Origin of the sequence: Candidatus Thioglobus sp., assembly GCA_028228555.1 — a bacterium.
GTDB lineage: Bacteria > Pseudomonadota > Gammaproteobacteria > PS1 > Pseudothioglobaceae > Thioglobus_A.
On sequence record JAOJBP010000006.1, the window covers coordinates 1 to 16,518 of the forward strand.

17 protein-coding genes and 1 tRNA gene are annotated in these 16,518 nt (G+C 37.4%); 12 read left to right on the forward strand and 6 right to left on the reverse strand.

Features of this window, described 5'->3' with window-relative positions; translation table 11 throughout:
- From N9Y32_04145 to fdx, 8 genes are all read left to right on the forward strand, one after another.
- Positions 1 to 550: serine O-acetyltransferase (locus tag N9Y32_04145; protein ID MDB2590203.1), on the forward strand; the 550-nt coding region annotated here is incomplete at its 5' end.
- A gap of 112 nt (positions 551 to 662) precedes the next feature.
- Entirely contained in the window at positions 663 to 1,082 is a 420-nt protein-coding gene (locus N9Y32_04150) for an Rrf2 family transcriptional regulator (protein MDB2590204.1), read from the forward strand.
- 4 nt (positions 1,083 to 1,086) lie between these two features.
- Complete coding sequence (locus N9Y32_04155) at positions 1,087 to 2,301, forward strand: IscS subfamily cysteine desulfurase (GenBank protein ID MDB2590205.1); 1,215 nt, start codon at positions 1,087 to 1,089, stop codon at positions 2,299 to 2,301.
- A gap of 75 nt (positions 2,302 to 2,376) precedes the next feature.
- The gene (gene iscU, locus N9Y32_04160; GenBank protein ID MDB2590206.1) at positions 2,377 to 2,754 is read left to right on the forward strand and encodes a Fe-S cluster assembly scaffold IscU; all 378 of its coding nucleotides are present in this window, start codon (positions 2,377 to 2,379) and stop codon (positions 2,752 to 2,754) included.
- 6 nt (positions 2,755 to 2,760) lie between these two features.
- Positions 2,761 to 3,084: an iron-sulfur cluster assembly protein IscA gene (iscA, locus tag N9Y32_04165; protein ID MDB2590207.1), complete on the forward strand. Its 324-nt coding sequence runs from the start codon at positions 2,761 to 2,763 to the stop codon at positions 3,082 to 3,084.
- 25 nt (positions 3,085 to 3,109) lie between these two features.
- The gene (gene hscB / locus N9Y32_04170; GenBank protein ID MDB2590208.1) at positions 3,110 to 3,625 is read left to right on the forward strand and encodes a Fe-S protein assembly co-chaperone HscB; all 516 of its coding nucleotides are present in this window, start codon (positions 3,110 to 3,112) and stop codon (positions 3,623 to 3,625) included.
- Between the two features lie 3 nt (positions 3,626 to 3,628).
- Entirely contained in the window at positions 3,629 to 5,473 is a 1,845-nt protein-coding gene (gene hscA / locus N9Y32_04175) for a Fe-S protein assembly chaperone HscA (protein MDB2590209.1), read from the forward strand.
- A gap of 25 nt (positions 5,474 to 5,498) precedes the next feature.
- Entirely contained in the window at positions 5,499 to 5,837 is a 339-nt protein-coding gene (gene fdx / locus N9Y32_04180; protein ID MDB2590210.1) for an ISC system 2Fe-2S type ferredoxin, read from the forward strand.
- Between the two features lie 130 nt (positions 5,838 to 5,967).
- Here the strand turns inward: fdx and N9Y32_04185 are convergent, their stop codons facing one another.
- Both N9Y32_04185 and apbC read right to left on the reverse strand, forming a co-directional pair.
- Complete coding sequence (locus N9Y32_04185; protein MDB2590211.1) at positions 5,968 to 6,390, reverse strand: hypothetical protein; 423 nt, start codon at positions 6,388 to 6,390, stop codon at positions 5,968 to 5,970.
- 78 nt (positions 6,391 to 6,468) lie between these two features.
- The gene (apbC, locus tag N9Y32_04190) at positions 6,469 to 7,554 is read right to left on the reverse strand and encodes an iron-sulfur cluster carrier protein ApbC (GenBank protein ID MDB2590212.1); all 1,086 of its coding nucleotides are present in this window, start codon (positions 7,552 to 7,554) and stop codon (positions 6,469 to 6,471) included.
- A gap of 83 nt (positions 7,555 to 7,637) precedes the next feature.
- On the opposite strand from apbC, the gene metG reads away from it, so the two are divergent.
- The 4 genes from metG to N9Y32_04210 all read left to right on the forward strand — a co-directional run bounded on the left by metG (position 7,638) and on the right by N9Y32_04210 (position 12,193).
- Positions 7,638 to 9,641, forward strand: coding sequence for a methionine--tRNA ligase (gene metG / locus N9Y32_04195; GenBank protein ID MDB2590213.1), 2,004 nt, complete (start codon positions 7,638 to 7,640; stop codon positions 9,639 to 9,641).
- Positions 9,642 to 9,834: 193 nt separating this feature from the next.
- Positions 9,835 to 9,922: transfer RNA gene (locus N9Y32_04200), tRNA-Ser, on the forward strand.
- 99 nt (positions 9,923 to 10,021) lie between these two features.
- Complete coding sequence (locus tag N9Y32_04205) at positions 10,022 to 11,941, forward strand: M3 family metallopeptidase (protein ID MDB2590214.1); 1,920 nt, start codon at positions 10,022 to 10,024, stop codon at positions 11,939 to 11,941.
- A gap of 36 nt (positions 11,942 to 11,977) precedes the next feature.
- Positions 11,978 to 12,193, forward strand: a complete 216-nt coding sequence (locus N9Y32_04210; GenBank protein ID MDB2590215.1) for a hypothetical protein — start codon at positions 11,978 to 11,980, stop codon at positions 12,191 to 12,193.
- Positions 12,194 to 12,242: 49 nt separating this feature from the next.
- On the opposite strand, the gene fabF is transcribed toward N9Y32_04210, so the two are convergent.
- From fabF to parE, 4 genes are all read right to left on the reverse strand, one after another.
- Positions 12,243 to 13,481 (reverse strand): beta-ketoacyl-ACP synthase II, encoded by a 1,239-nt coding sequence (gene fabF / locus N9Y32_04215; GenBank protein ID MDB2590216.1) that lies wholly within the window; start codon positions 13,479 to 13,481, stop codon positions 12,243 to 12,245.
- Between the two features lie 79 nt (positions 13,482 to 13,560).
- Positions 13,561 to 13,788 (reverse strand): acyl carrier protein, encoded by a 228-nt coding sequence (gene acpP / locus N9Y32_04220; protein ID MDB2590217.1) that lies wholly within the window; start codon positions 13,786 to 13,788, stop codon positions 13,561 to 13,563.
- Positions 13,789 to 13,873: 85 nt separating this feature from the next.
- Positions 13,874 to 14,560, reverse strand: a complete 687-nt coding sequence (queC, locus tag N9Y32_04225; protein MDB2590218.1) for a 7-cyano-7-deazaguanine synthase QueC — start codon at positions 14,558 to 14,560, stop codon at positions 13,874 to 13,876.
- On the reverse strand, positions 14,553 to 16,436 hold the full coding sequence (gene parE / locus N9Y32_04230; protein ID MDB2590219.1) for a DNA topoisomerase IV subunit B: 1,884 nt from the start codon (positions 16,434 to 16,436) through the stop codon (positions 14,553 to 14,555). The genes queC and parE overlap by 8 nt, the downstream gene beginning before the upstream one ends.
- Between the last annotated feature and the right edge of the window lie 82 nt (positions 16,437 to 16,518).

The following is a 16,518-nucleotide window of genomic DNA, read 5'->3' on the forward strand; positions in this document are numbered from 1 at the left end:
TGCTCGTTTTATCTCGATGCTTTCTCGCTGGATTACTGGTATTGAAATCCATCCTGGTGCGATTATTGGCCGTCGATTTTTTATCGATCATGGTATGGGTGTAGTGATTGGTGAAACGGCTGAAATTGGCGATGATGTTACCCTTTATCATGGTGTTACTTTGGGTGGAACTACTTGGAACAAGGGTAAGCGTCATCCAACTTTAGGTAACAATGTTGTCATTGGTGCTGGCGCTAAAATCTTAGGCCCTATCACTTTAGGTGACCATGTTAAGGTGGGTTCAAATTCTGTTGTGGTTAAGTCCATTGAGGCTGGAAAGACAGTTGCTGGTGTACCAGGGAGAGTTCTTAAAGATAAGACTATTAAGTCAGATAAGTTTGATTCTTACGCAGTAGGCGGTAGTGAAGATGATCCTACTGTTAAAGCGATTAATTCAATTTTGTTGCATTTGCATGATGTAGACTCTCAATTGCATAAAGTTTCTAAAGAATTAAATATTAAAGATCAAAAAGATAGCTCTGTTAACGACTTAGAAATAGAGAGTAAATAAGCTTATTTTTAATGAATTATATACCTGACTAAAATAGTGTATTTTTTACTTGACTAAAAAAGTTGGTTAAGTATATAATGATATTCTGTTTACTTTTATATACGAGACCAATATGCAATTAACAACAAAAGGACGTTACGCAGTAACTGCTATGTTAGATTTAGCATCTAATGATACGGGCAAGCCTATTACCCTAGATATTATCTCCCAACGACAAAATATTTCTTTGTCTTATTTAGAACAACTTTTTGCTAAATTGCGTCGTGCAGAATTAGTCAAAAGTGTTCGTGGCCCTGGTGGCGGGTACTTGCTAGACGCTGAAGCTAAAGATATTAATTTAACTCAAATTATTGAAGCAGTTGATGAAAATATTGATCTACGTCGTTGTAAAGGCATGTCGACTTGTCATAATGGACGTCAGTGTATTTCTCACCAATTATGGTGTGAAGTAAGCGAACAAATTAGAACTTTCTTGATCGGCAAAACCTTGCAAATGGTGATGGACGATCACAACTTAACTAAAGGATTATAAGATTATGGCAAACCCTATTTACATGGATTACTCATCAACTACTCCAGTTGATAAACGTGTTGCAGAAGAAATGATGAAACACTTGACAATGGAAGGTGATTTTGGCAACCCCGCTTCAAACTCTCATTTTTATGGATGGCAAGCAGATGCTGCAGTTAAAAAAGCTCGTCAGCAGGTTGCAGATTTAATTGGTGCTGATACGAAAGAGATTGTTTGGACTTCTGGCGCAACTGAATCAAATAATTTAGCTATTAAAGGTATTGCACATTTTTATCATAAAAATGGCAAACATATCATTACCCTAAAAACAGAACATAAAGCTGTTTTAGATACTTGTCGTCAGCTTGAGCGTGAAGGCTATGAGGTAGATTATCTTGATCCATTGCCTAATGGCTTATTAGATATCAATGTCTTGAAGGCTGCTATGCGTGAAGATACAATCTTAGTGTCAATCATGCATGTGAATAATGAAATTGGTGTGATTCAGGATATTGAAACAATTGGTAACTTGTGCCGTGAAAATAAAACTTTCTTTCACGTTGATGCGGCACAATCTGCAGGAAAAGTTCCAATTAATTTAAAAGAACTTCCTGTTGATTTAATGAGTTTTTCAGCTCATAAAATTTATGGTCCAAAGGGTATGGGTGCATTGTATGTGCAGCGTAAACCAAGAATCCGTCTAGAGGCTCAATTGCATGGTGGCGGCCATGAGCGTGGTATGCGTTCTGGTACATTAGCAACACACCAAATTGTTGGCATGGGCGAAGCTTTCGCTATTGCTAATGCTGAAATGGCTGATGAATATATAAGATTTGGAGCGTTGCGTGATCGCTTACTTGCTGGTTTTGATGGCATGGAAGAGGTAGTTATTAATGGTGATATGGATTCTCGTATTCCGGGCAACCTAAATATTAGTTTTAACTATGTTGAAGGCGAGTCTTTAATGATGGCAATTAACGATATTGCTGTATCTTCAGGGTCTGCTTGTACATCAGCAAGTCTTGAGCCTTCATACGTATTACGTGCGTTAGGATTATCAGACGAACTGGCCCACTCATCAATTAGATTTAGTATTGGCCGTTACACTACAGAGCAAGATATAGACAAGGCAATCGACTTAGTGCGTGAAAAAGTTCAAAAATTACGTGATTTATCACCACTTTGGGATATGTACAAAGACGGTATTGATATTAGTAAAGTTGAATGGGCAGCTCACTAAATTACTTAAAATATACAAGGGTTAGTAATAACTAAAAAGATTACAATAACCCAATAAACATAAAGGAGAAATAACATGGCATATGGTGAAAAGGTATTAGATCATTATGAAAATCCTCGCAACGTTGGTGTTCTAGATAAAGATGCAAAAAATGTAGGTACTGGCATGGTCGGTGCACCTGCTTGTGGCGATGTAATGCGTCTGCAAATTCAGATTAATGATGAAGGTGTCATTGAAGATGCTAAGTTTAAAACTTACGGTTGTGGTTCAGCAATTGCATCTAGCTCGTTATTAACAGAATGGGTAAAAGGTAAGACACTAGATGAAGCATCAGAAATTAAGAATACTGATATTGCTGAAGAGCTAGCTCTACCGCCTGTTAAGATACATTGTTCAGTTCTTGCTGAAGATGCGATTAAGGCTGCGATTAACGATATTAAAAGTAAAGCATAACTCGCTATGGCAATAAGCTTAACAGACACTGCTGCCAAGCGTGTTGTCAATTTTTTAACTAATCGCGGTTCTGGTATTGGTATACGTCTTAGTGTGCAAACGACTGGTTGTTCAGGATTAGGCTATAACATCGAATTTGTTGATAGCACCAATAATGACGACACAGTGTTTGAAAATAACGGTGTTCAAGTTATTATTGATGCGAAAAGTTTGATCTATCTTGATGGTACTGAAGTTGATTACGTTAAAGAGGGGTTGAATGAAGGTTTTGAATTTAACAACCCTAATGCTAAAGCCGAATGTGGCTGCGGTGAATCATTTACTGTATAGCTAGTAGCATTACCCATTAAGACCTATGAAAAACTATTTCGAGTTATTTTCATTAACGCCGAATTTTAATACCGACCTAACCAAGCTTGAATCTGCTTATCAGCAGCAAGTGGCAAAGTTTCATCCTGATAAATTTGCTATCAGTAGCGATAAAGAGAAGAATCTTGCCCTGCAAAATACTTCTTTAATCAATACAGCTTATGACACATTAAAGTCGGCATTATTGCGTTCAACTTATCTTCTTGAATTAGAAGGCATTAATGCTTTTGATGAAAAAGATACACAAATGGATGTAAGTTTCTTAATGTCACAAATTGAGTTAAGAGAAGCGTTAGAGGCAATTGAAGCTGATAAAGATGAACTAGAGCTGGACGAATTTATTGAAAAAATATCCGGCAAGATTAAGAAAAATGTCGATAATATTAGTGAAGCGTTTAATTCCACTCAAAACAAAAGTCAAATTAAAAATATGGTCAGAGAGCTAAAATTTTATGAGCAGCTAAATCTTCAAGCGAAGCAGCTATTGGACGAGTGGATATAGATAATGGCTTTATTACAAATATCTGAGCCTGGACAATCTAGCGCTCCTCACCAACATAAATTAGCCATTGGTATTGATCTAGGTACTACAAATTCATTAGTAGCTTCTGTAAAGAGCGGAGTAAGTGTTGTTCTTACTGATGAAAACAATGAATCAATTTTACCTTCTGTTGTACATTGTGGCGAAGACAACAAGCTAACCGTTGGTTGTGAAGCTTGTCCTTATGCGAAAACCGACCCTACTAACACCATTGTCTCTGTTAAGCGTTTTATGGGATTAGGATATAAAGAAGTAAAAGAATTTAAAAATTGCCCTTATCAGTTGGTTGAAAATGGCAATAATGTTTTATTTCATACAGCCATGGGTGATTTATCCGCTGTTGAGATTTCAAGTAGTATTTTATCTGCCTTAAAGCAGCGCGCTGAAGAGTCACTAGGTGGAGAGTTAGTGGGAGCAGTAATTACTGTTCCTGCTTATTTTAACGATGCACAGCGTCAAGCCACTAAAGATGCGGCAACCTTGGCTGGACTAAATACGCTTCGCCTACTTAATGAGCCAACAGCTGCTGCAGTGGCTTATGGCTTAGAGTCTGGTGAAGAGGGCATTCATGCAATTTATGATTTAGGTGGCGGTACTTTTGATATCTCTATCTTGAGCTTTAGCAAGGGTGTTTTTAAAGTGTTAGCTACTGGTGGTGATTCAACGCTAGGCGGCGATGATTTTGATCAGCTAATTATTGATGACTGCGTTGAAGAAATGGGTATTACTGAGCTCACACCAACTCAAATACAAAAAATCAAGCAATTTTCTCGCGTGGCTAAAGAAACTTTAAGTTCTAAGGATTTTGCAGAATTTGATTGCATTGAAGCTCCTTATAAAATTACACGAGAAAAATTTGACGAATTATCCACAAAACTTATTAAACGCACCTTGTTGCTTGTTAAGCGCGCGCTTCGTGATGCACAAGTAGATATTGGTGATGTTAAAGATATTATTATGGTTGGTGGCTCTACCCGTATGCCATTGGTCCGATCAATGGTGAGTGGGTTATTTGATAAGCCAGTACTGTGCACTATTAATCCAGATGAAGTTGTTGCCAAAGGTGCCGCTATTCAGGCTAATTTGTTAGCAGGCAATAAGTCAACCGATGAGATGTTATTACTTGATGTATTGCCATTGTCGCTAGGACTAGAAACTATGGGCGGACTAGTGGAAAAAGTGGTTCATCGCAACACTTCTATTCCTATTACTCGCGCTCAAGAATTTACAACCTTTAAAGATGGACAAACTTCCATGAGCATCCATGTTTTACAGGGTGAACGTGAGCTTGTTAAAGACTGTCGATCTCTAGGTAGATTTGATTTAAAAGGAATCCCACCAATGGTTGCTGGCAACGCTCGCATACGCGTAGAATTCCAAGTAGATGCTGACGGTTTATTATCAGTTAATGCTTCAGAGCAAATATCGGGTGTTAAAACCGAAGTTGTTATTAAGCCTTCATACGGTCTAACTGATGGTGAGATGGAAAAAATGCTCAAAGATTCTATTCTTTTTGCAAAATCTGATATCCAAGCAAGACAACTTCATGAAGTACAAGTAGATGCAAGTAGAACGATTGAAGCCATTGAGTCTGCGCTTGATAAAGACCAGGGTATGCTTGATAAGAAAATGCTCAAAAAAATATTAGAGGCTAAAACTGAATTAGAAGTTGTCGCACTTGACAACGATGAGAAGATTATTAAAAGTAAAATAGACAATCTTGAAAATGTCTGTGGAAAGTTTGTAGAAATGCGAATGAATACTGCAGTTATGAAAGCCATGAAAGGCCATAATGTCGATGAATTTTAACCCACTAAAAAATTAGGAAATTAACATGCCACAAATTATCATCTTACCTCATCATGATTTATGCCCAGAAGGTATCGTTATCGAAGCCAAAGTTGGTGAAACAGTTTGTAACGCTATGCTTGCAAATGATGTTGAAATTGAGCATGCTTGTGAGATGTCAAATGCTTGTACAACTTGTCATATTTACGTACGTGAAGGCTTTGATTCACTAGCTGAATCTGATGAAATAGAAGATGATATGCTTGATAAAGCATGGGGTTTAGACCCAGATTCGCGACTATCTTGCCAGTCAGTTTTGAGTGATACTGATTTGGTGGTAGAGATTCCAAAGTATACAATTAATCAAGTCTCTGAAAACCATTAAGCTTCGACTTTCTCATTTTACTTTGTTAGATTTATTTTTTATTTTAGACGTGTAGATATTACTATACTCTTTCACTTAAAAACAAATCTGCCTTATAAAATAAAAAACTCCTTATTTAGAATTGTGTTTTTTAAAATTTTAGATATTTGGAGGCAAATCCTTCAGGTGCTTCTTGTACGCCAAATTCGGCAACAACATCCATTGGCTTTTCTTTAGAAATAAGCCACTGTGGTATTGGAGGATTTTCGCTACTACCACAGCTTTTTCCTAAGTTTTTAGGATGGAATATCTTAACAAAGGTGGGATTTTTCAAATCATCTGCATACACAATTCCGCAATATCGTTCATCGTGTTCCTCATCTACAATAGACTTTATTTGTTTAATGCTATCAACAAATTCACCAGTAGCGAGCACCTCAGTTGGTATTGACTTTAATGTGTCATACACAAACCAATCATTTGGATTATCAATAAGTACTTGCAGTAATTTATCACAGTCGTCTAATTGCATAATGCCAATAAAACGACCTTTAAATTTTTGAAAATAGTCCATACGAAAAAAAAGCCTGATTAAGGCTTTATAGTTTAATGGCTTTTAAGCTGTTTATAAGACTATAAACAGCTTAAAGGCTTATTCTTCAATAGTAATACTTGGGAATGAACTCATAGCACGATTTTGCTGAGTTAGCTTAGCACTCACTTTTCTAGCAATCTCTTTGTAGATTTCAGAAACTCTGCTATCAGGATTTTTAGCAACCGTTGGCGTACCTTCGTCCACATCAGTTCTAATGTCCATTTCTAGTGGCAATGCACCTAAGAAGTGAACATCTGCTTCTTTAGCCATTAATTCACCACCACCTGTGCCGAATATAGCTTCTTCATGGCCACACTTAGAGCAAATGTGTAGTGACATGTTTTCAACAATACCTAGAATTGGAATGTTAACTTTTTCAAACATTTTTAAACCTTTTCTAGCATCTAACAAGGCAATATCTTGAGGTGTAGTCACAATCACAGAGCCACTAACAGGGATCTTTTGTGATAATGTTAACTGAGTATCACCTGTACCTGGCGGTAGGTCAATAATCATGTAATCAACACCGCGCCATAATGTATCACGTAGCATTTGCTCTAATGCTTGAGTAACCATAGGGCCACGCCAAATCATTGGATTATCTTCATCAACTAAATAACCAATCGACATACTCTGCATACCATGACCAAGAATTGGCAACAGTTTACCTTCGGCAGATGTGTCTGGCTTAAGCTTACTAACACCAAGCATTCTTGGCTGTGAAGGACCATAAATATCAGCATCTAAAATAGCAACTTTCGCACCTTCTGCTTGCAAAGCTAATGCAAGATTAACCGAAGTTGTAGATTTACCAACACCACCCTTGCCCGAAGCAACAGCAATAATGTTTTTGACTTCTGAAAGAATTGCAACGCCTTTTTGGGTTGAGTACTTAACGATTTTAGTGTCAACAGTAACACTAACATTGTTAATACCATTTTCAGCTAAAACATCTGTAATTTGCTTGCTTAGCTCATCATGATAACCTTTAGCTGGGTAGTTTAGTTCAATCGTGATTTCAACTTTATCACCATCAATATTGATGTTGTTAATTGCATTCGAAGAGAAAATGTCTTGCTCGGTATATTTGTCAACAACACTGCTTAAAATGCTATTAATGTTATCAATGGTTAAATCTGCCATATTAGTGCGCCTGATTAAGTAAAATGATGCTATTTTATCGTATTAACGATATCACACAACCTTAATATTAATAAGCTTATCTTATGAATTCAAGAAAAATTTTAGTTACCTCTGCACTACCTTATGCCAATGGTGAAATTCACCTTGGTCATCTACTTGAATATATCCAAACTGACATCTGGGTTCGCTTTCAAAAAATGATGGGTCATGAGTGTCATTATGTCTGTGCAGATGATGCACATGGCACACCAATTATGCTTAAAGCAAATGAGCTAGGTATTACCCCTGAGGAATTAATTAAAGGCGTAAGCGAGCGTCATCAAGCAGATTTTAAAGAATTTTCAATTGGCTTTAGTCAGTATCATTCAACGCATAGTGAGGAGAATAAAGAGATCTCAGCTGGCATTTACAATAAACTAAATGATGGCGGCTTTATTAAAACACGTACCATTTCTCAAGCGTTTGATCCTGAGAAAAAGATGTTCTTGCCAGATCGTTTTATTCGTGGTGAATGCCCTAAGTGTGGCGCAAAAGATCAGTATGGCGACAATTGCGAGGAGTGCGGCGCAACTTATGCTCCGACAGAACTTATTAATGCCAAATCAGCTGTCTCAGGCGCAACACCTATTACTAAAGATTCAGAACATTATTTCTTTGACCTTCCGCAGTTTGAAGATCAGCTTAAAGCTTGGACAGAGGCAGGGCACTTACAAACAGAAGTAAGCAATAAGCTTGCAGAATGGTTTGAGCAAGGCCTGCAACAATGGGATATTTCTCGCGATGCGCCGTACTTTGGTTTTCAAATTCCGGGCGTGGAGAATAAATATTTCTATGTATGGCTAGATGCACCAATTGGCTATATGGCTAGCTTTAAAAAGCTGTGTAATGAAAAAGGCTTGGATTTTGATGAATATTTCAACAAAGATTCTAAAACTGAGTTGTATCATTTCATTGGCAAAGATATTGTCTATTTTCATGCCCTGTTTTGGCCAGCGACCCTTATGGGATCAAACTATCGCACACCAACAGCGATTTATGCGCACGGATTCTTAACCGTTAATGGTCAGAAAATGAGTAAATCTCGTGGTACGTTTATTCAAGCAAGAACTTATTTAGAAAGCCTTAATCCTGAGTGCTTGCGTTATTATTACGCTTACAAACTCTCAGCTAAGATTGATGATATTGATCTTAATCTTCAAGACTTTAAGCAACGCGTAAATTCTGATTTAGTTGGTAAAGTGGTTAATATTGCTTCTCGATGCTCAGGGTTTATTGTCAAAAAGTTTGATAAAACTCTATCTGCTTATTCGATCGAGCCAGAGCTTTACAATGAATTTGTTAGCCAGGGTGAGGTAATTGCAAAGCTATATGAAGCCCGCAATTACAATCAAGCAATGCGCGAGATTATGAAACTGGCTGATAAAGCCAATCAATATATTGACGAGCACAAGCCTTGGCAATTAATCAAAGAAGAAGGTAGCGAGGCGCAGGTTCATGACGTCACCTCACTTGCGCTAAATTTATTTAGAGTTCTGATGACATACCTAAAGCCAGTTTTGCCTGATATGGCCGAACAAGCTGAAGATTTTTTAAATGTTGATGCACTTAATTGGAGCGATATTAAGCACCCATTAACTAAGCACAAAATCAATAGATTTAAGCCATTGATGTCACGCATCGAGGATGAGCAGATTGAGCAAGTAATTGAAGCCTCAAAACAAACAATCATTCAACAAGAGCCAGAGCAAAAAGAGGATGACAATATGATTAGCATTGATGATTTTACGAAAATAGATTTACGCATTGCCAAGATTTTAAAGGCCGAGCATGTTAAAGGCGCTGACAAATTATTACAGCTAACCCTTGATATTGGTGAAGAAAAAACTCGTAATGTATTTGCCGGCATTAAAGCGCACTATAAGCCAGAGGATTTAGAGGGTCGTTTTACCGTTATGGTAGCTAATTTGGCACCAAGACAAATGAAATTTGGCCTTTCTGAGGGTATGGTTCTAGCTGCGGGTGATGGTAAGTCATTACACATTTTATCGCCAGATTCTGGCGCTAAAGCTGGTATGAAAATTAGCTAAAAATTTAGCAAATTTTGAAAATACCCTTTTTTTGTCGAAATTTACATAAATTATGGGTAAAAATACCTGTTTAGGCCCGATATTACCCTGTTTTCGGTAATATTTTGACCAAAAAGCAACATCCTTACAAAATTTTACAAATTCCGTAAATGAGCAGTTTTCAGGCTATATTAAAGTAAAATATTCTTTTTATGGAGAGATGTCAGAGTGGTTTATTTTGCTCGCTTGGAAAGCGGGTGTACGGCAACGTACCGAGGGTTCGAATCCCTCTCTCTCCACCAAATTACTTATTGTTTTAACTTCACTTCAGACATTTATGTATTTATAAATGTCTTGAAGAATATCAAAAACTATACTCGATTGTTATCGCAAAGGAAAATATGAATCTCACGCCAAATTTCAAACCTAAAAATATTGTGCAATCTATTGAAAGTCTTGCACAAAAAGGACTTAAGGTTGTCGCACAAGCCCAGAAGGGGGTTGATTGGGATGATGTCATCACTGCTACAGATGATTTTGAGTGTGAACTAGGCAGATTAACCAGTGTTAACTCTCATTTAAATGCTGTTATGTTTACGGATGAGTTTAATGAGCAGTACGAGCAAACTTTACCCATTATTACTAATTTTTATTCAGATATTTCTAGCAATAAAGCACTATATACGGCTTACAAGAATCTTAAGAATACCAACCTAAATAAACAACAGCAGTATATTTTGCAAGAATCTATTGATGGATTTGAACTTTCTGGTGTGGGTTTAGAAGGGGAGGTATCTGATCGATTTAAGGCCATTAAAGAGCTCTTAAGTATTCTTAGTAATACTTTTTCAAAGCATGTATTAAAGTCTACCAATGAATGGAAAAAGACAGTTACCCTAGATATGTTAAAAGGTTATTCAGAGGTTGAACTGGCCAAAATTCAAACTGACGAGGGTTATGAGCTAAATTTACAAGTTCCTGTGTATATGGATGTGATGACTTATCTTGATAATCGTGAGTTGCGTGAAGAGGTTTATAGGGCATATGTGTCGCGTGCTTCTGAATTGGGCATTACATCAAGTGATTATGACAATAAATCCGTTATGGATGAAATCCTGACGCTAAGACAGGAAATGGCCAGCATTTTAGGGTTTGAGAATTATGCACAGCTTTCGATTGAATCAAAAATGGTGGAAAGTGTTGAACAGATTATTGATTTTTTAATGAATTTGGTTAAATGCTCAAAGTCACAAGCGAAAGCAGAACTTGATGAGCTAACTAAGTTTGCAGGGATTGAACTCCAGCCTTGGGATTTAGGCTTTTATAGTGAGCAACTAAAAGAGCAAAAGTTTGGCTTTAAAAAGTCAGATCTTACGCCATATTTTCCAGAGAAAAAAGTACTAGAAGGTTTGTTTTTAACGATTGAACGCTTGTATCAAGTGAGCGTTACATCAATCAATGAAACGACGTATCATCCAGATGTACAAGTATTAGAAATAAAAAAACAAGGTCAATTAATTGGTAAGATCTATTTAGATTTATATGCCAGAGAAGATAAACGCGGTGGTGCTTGGATGGCAGATTATCAACCTTTGACAAAGGCTGATAAGCCGATTGCATTTGTAGTATGTAATCTTAATTCGCCAAGTAAAGGCAAGCCAGCATTATTTGAATTTGATGAAATAGTAACCATTTTTCATGAGTTTGGTCATGCATTACATCATGTATTGACGAAGGTGGAATATCCTTGCGCAGCAGGTATTTCTGGCGTTCCTTGGGATGGGGTCGAATTACCTAGCCAATATATGGAATTCTTTTGCTATGAGAAAGATGTAATTAAGCAAATGTCTGAACATATTGATACGAAAAAACCTTTGCCTGATGAGTTATACAGCAAGCTGATTGACTCTAAAAATTTCCAATCTGCAATGGGTATGTTGCGTCAATGTGAGTTCTCACTATGGGATTTGAAAACACATCTTGGTGCGGGCGATACTTACGAAGTTTTAAAAGAGGTACGTAAGCAAACAGCGATTATTCCAGCTATAGATGAAAATAGATTTTTAAATACCTTTGGGCATATTTTTTCGGGCGGCTATGCGGCTGGCTACTTTAGCTATAAATGGGCTGAGGTTTTAGCAGCAGACGCATATTATTATGTGCAAGAAAATGGTGGTATCGGTTCTCGAGCATCTCTTGATTTCTTGCATAATATCTTAGAGAAGGGTGGAAGCCAGGACTTTATGGTTAGTTATGAAGCTTTTAGAGGTAAAAAACCAGAGATTAATGCTCTGTTACAATCAAATGGCATTGCGACTTAGGTACAATGTTTTTTTATTTAATTTTAGGAGTGAGCAATGATTAAGTTTATTTTAAGCGTTATTATTATTTTGGCATTAATTGGTGGCGCAGTTCAGTTTGTTTCTACCGCAGAAAGTTGGGCGCTTGTTGTTAACAAAGAAACTGTTTTGAGCAGTGTTCAAAATGGCGCTATGGTTATTGTTGAATTTATTCAAGAGTTAGTTGCTGATGCAGACCAAATTAAAGGTGTAGATCTTACAGTTGGTAAGTAATCTTTAAAGTCTGTTAGTAAAAATGCCCAACTAGATGTTGGGCATTTTTTTATATTTTTGAAAGTAAGATACTGCCGTTGGTTCCGCCAAATCCAAAGGAATTGGATATGGCATGCTCAATTGGCATTTGTCTTGCCTCATTGGCGCAATAATCTAGGTCGCAATTTTCATCTTGGTTGAAAATGTTAATAGTTGGTGGCACAACTTGATCTTGAATGGCTAAAGCGGTAAAAATAGCTTCAATGCCGCCTGCTGCTCCGAGTAAGTGTCCAGTCATGGATTTGGTAGAGCTCATAACTAAATTATAAGCGTGATCACCCAAAGCTAATTTAGCTGCATCTGTTTCTGCTTGATCTCCAGCAGGAGTAGAAGTACCATGTGCATTGATGTAGTCAATTTCATCGGCATTGACGCTTGCATTTCTCATGGCATTTTTCATACAGCGCGCTGCACCTTCACCACCTTTTGAGGGTAATGTCATATGATAGGCATCACCACTCATACCATATCCAGTAACTTCAGCATAAATTTTAGCGCCACGTGCTTTAGCATGCTCATATTCTTCAAGAACTACAACACCTGCGCCATCACCAAGAACAAATCCATCACGATCTTTATCCCAAGGGCGAGAGGCGGTTGCTGGATCATCGTTGCGAGTTGATAGAGCGCGTGCTGCAGCAAAACCACCTAAACCACAATTAGTAGTTGACATTTCAGCACCACCAGCGATCATTACATCAGCATCGCCATATTCTATTAAGCGCGATGCATCTCCAATATTATGTGTACCTGTTGTACAAGCGGTAACAATCGCAAAATTTGGACCTTTAAGACCATATTTAATAGATAAGTTACCAGAAATCATATTGATGATAGAAGAGGGGACAAAGAAAGGAGAGATGCGTCTAGCGCCCTTTTCTCTGAAGAGGTCGACAGTATTTTCAATAGTGCCTATGCCACCAATACCGGCACCAATGGCTATACCGATACGCTCAGAGTTTTCTTCTGTAACTTCAATGCCACAATCTTCAAAGGCTTGAATGCCAGCAGCCATACCATAATGAATAAAAGTATCCATTTTTTTGGCTTCTTTAGGCGTTAGATAATCAGAAATTTCAAAATTCTTAACAGAGCCACCAAATTTTACTGACTGGCCTTCGGTGTCAATATTTGTCAAAGGGTTGATACCAGATTTTCCTGCTAAGATATTTTTCCAAGATTCTTCAACCGTATTCCCAACAGGAGACACAATACCCATACCAGTAATTACAACTCTTCTTTTGTTCATAATATAACTTTTTTAAAAATAAAAAAGGCGCTTTCTTCTTAGAAGTAAGCGCCTTGTTGTTTAGCAAGCTAAACGGAAATTACAAATTGTTGTTAACGTAATCAATTGCTTGCTGAACCGTTGTAATGTTTTCTGCCTGATCATCAGGAATCTCACAGTCAAACTCCTCTTCAAGAGACATTACTAATTCAACAGTATCTAGAGAGTCTGCACCTAAATCATCAATAAATGAGGCGTTGTTATCAATATCACCACTTACGTCTAATTGTTCAGATACAACTTTTTTAACTCTTTCTTCGATGCTCATTTGTAATTTCCTGTTTTGGTTTAATTAAGTTATTATTTTATCGATTATTGACTATAAAACAAGGCTAAATTGTAAAAAAAATGAATTAGGTTTGATAGCGAGTTGGGTCGGCTATTTTTGCTTCTTGAAAGCCTAGTTTTCGATATTCACAAGCATCACAAACCCCGCAAGCTTCTCCCTTTGCGTTAGCTTGATAACAAGTGGTGGTGTTAGCATAATCAATGCCTAATGCTACTCCTTGCTGAATAATCTGAGCTTTGTTAAGATTTATTAAAGGGGTTTGTATGTTAATTTTTTGCCCTTCAACACCTTGCTTAGTAGCAAGGTTTGCCATAGTTTCAAAAGCATCAATGTACTCTTGTCTGCAATCTGGATAACCAGAATAGTCTAATGCATTGACACCAATGAAGATATTTTGACAATCAAGCACTTCAGCCCAAGCAAGTGCATACGATAAGAGAATAGTATTTCGTGCTGGTACATAAGTAATTGGTATTTCATCACTTTTTACAAAATCAGGCACATCAATGCTTTCATCTGTTAAAGCAGAGCCACCAATATCTGATAAAGATATCTTCATAACTCGATGCTCTGATGCGTTAAATTCTTTAGCGATTCTAGCAGCAGCGTCTAATTCTGATTTTTGTTTTTGACCATAGTCAAAGCTTAGTGCGAAGCAATTATAGCCATGAGATTTTGCAATAGCGAGTGTTGTAGTGGAGTCAAGCCCACCAGATAAAAGTATGACAGCTTTTTTTTTGGTATTAGACATTAGCAAGATTACCTTTTTCTTCTAGCCACTTCTTACGATCACTGGCGCGTTTTTTACTAAGTAGCATGTCCATAGTTTGCTCAACTTGCAATGGATTGTCCAATGTTAGCTGGATAAGACGCCTGGTATCAGGCAGCATGGTTGTTTCTCTTAACTGTGAAGGGTTCATTTCACCCAGCCCCTTGAAACGCTGTACTTGAATTTTGACACGCTTATTCTCTTGTTCAATCTTACGAATAATTGCGTCACGTTCGCCATCATCCAAAGCATAGTAGACTTGCTTACCTGCATCGACACGATATAAAGGCGGCATGGCAACATAAATGTGACCTTCTTTAACCAATTTAGGAAAATGCTTAACAAATAATGTGCAAATGAGCGTGGCAATATGAGCGCCATCAGAGTCAGCATCAGCCAAGATGCAGATTTTTCCATATCTAAGATTTGATAAATCTTGACAATTAGGCTCCAGACCAATAGCAACACTAATATCATGAATTTCATTACTAGATAAAACTTGGTCAGAATCAACTTCCCAAGTGTTTAGTATTTTACCTCTGAGTGGCAAGATGGCTTGATACTCTTTATCTCGAGCTTGTTTAGCAGAACCGCCAGCTGAATCACCTTCCACTAAGAATACTTCAGTTTGGGTTAAATCGGTGCTGGTGCAGTCAGAGAGTTTTCCAGGAAGGGCGGGACCACTAACAATCTTTTTACGAATAATTTTCTTGTTAGTCTTAAGGCGTGTTTGAGCATTTAAGATTGCCAATTGAGCAATTTGTTCAGCAACATCGGTATGCTTGTTAAGCCACAAACTAAAGGCATCTTTAGCAACATTAGCTACAAAAGCTGCACACTCTCTAGAAGAAAGTCTTTCTTTAGTTTGACCTGAAAACTGAGGATCTAAAATTTTTATTGAAAGCACGTAAGCAATTCTTTGCCAAACATCATCTGGAGTCAGTTTAATGTTTTTTGGAATTAGATCTCTAAATTCACAAAACTCTTTAAGTGCATCTGTTAAACCTGAGCGCAATCCATTAACATGAGTACCACCATTGATAGTAGGGATGAGGTTGACATAGCTTTCTGCAACGACATTGGTATTGTATTGGGTCCATGCAAGTGAGCAGTTGAGCTGTTGTTCCTCAGAAGTAAAATCTACCACAAAAGGTTTTTCTGGTAAGTTATCAAGCCCATCTAAAGCCATTGCAAGATAGTCTTTTAAACCTTCTTGATACATCCATTTATCAGTTGTATCATCAATTTCATTATAAAAATTGACCTCTAATCCAGGGCACAAAACAGCTTTTGAGCGTAAATTATGACGCAGTTTAGAAGCTGAAAATTTGACCATATCAAAAAACTGGGCATCTGGTGTAAATTTAACCTTAGTACCTGTATTTCGCTTTCCAACTGTTGCAATAACTTCTAACTCAGTTTTTTTAGACCCACTTGCAAAGCTAATATAATGCTCTTTAGCATCACGTTTAATCCAAATCTCAACCAAAGTTGATAGGGCGTTAACCACTGAAATACCCACACCATGTAAGCCACCAGAAAACTGATAAGAATCATTTGAAAACTTACCACCAGCGTGTAATTTAGTCAAAATCACTTCTACACCTGATTGACCTTCACCTGCATGAATATCAACAGGCATTCCTCGACCATTGTCTTCGACAGAAAGAGAGCCGTCTTTGTAAAGAACAACGCTAATTTTATTTGCATGACCCGCAACCGCTTCATCAACACTATTATCAATCACTTCTTGAGCTAGATGATTTGGTCGCTCAGTTTCGGTGTACATACCCGGTCGTTTTCTAACAGGTTCTAATCCTGTTAAAACCTCGATCGAGGAGGAATTATAATCACTCATATTGTAGTTACCCAAGGATATATTTGCTAAGTATCATACCAAAAAAAAGCCCCAAAAAATGGGGCTTTTATCAGCTTTAAAA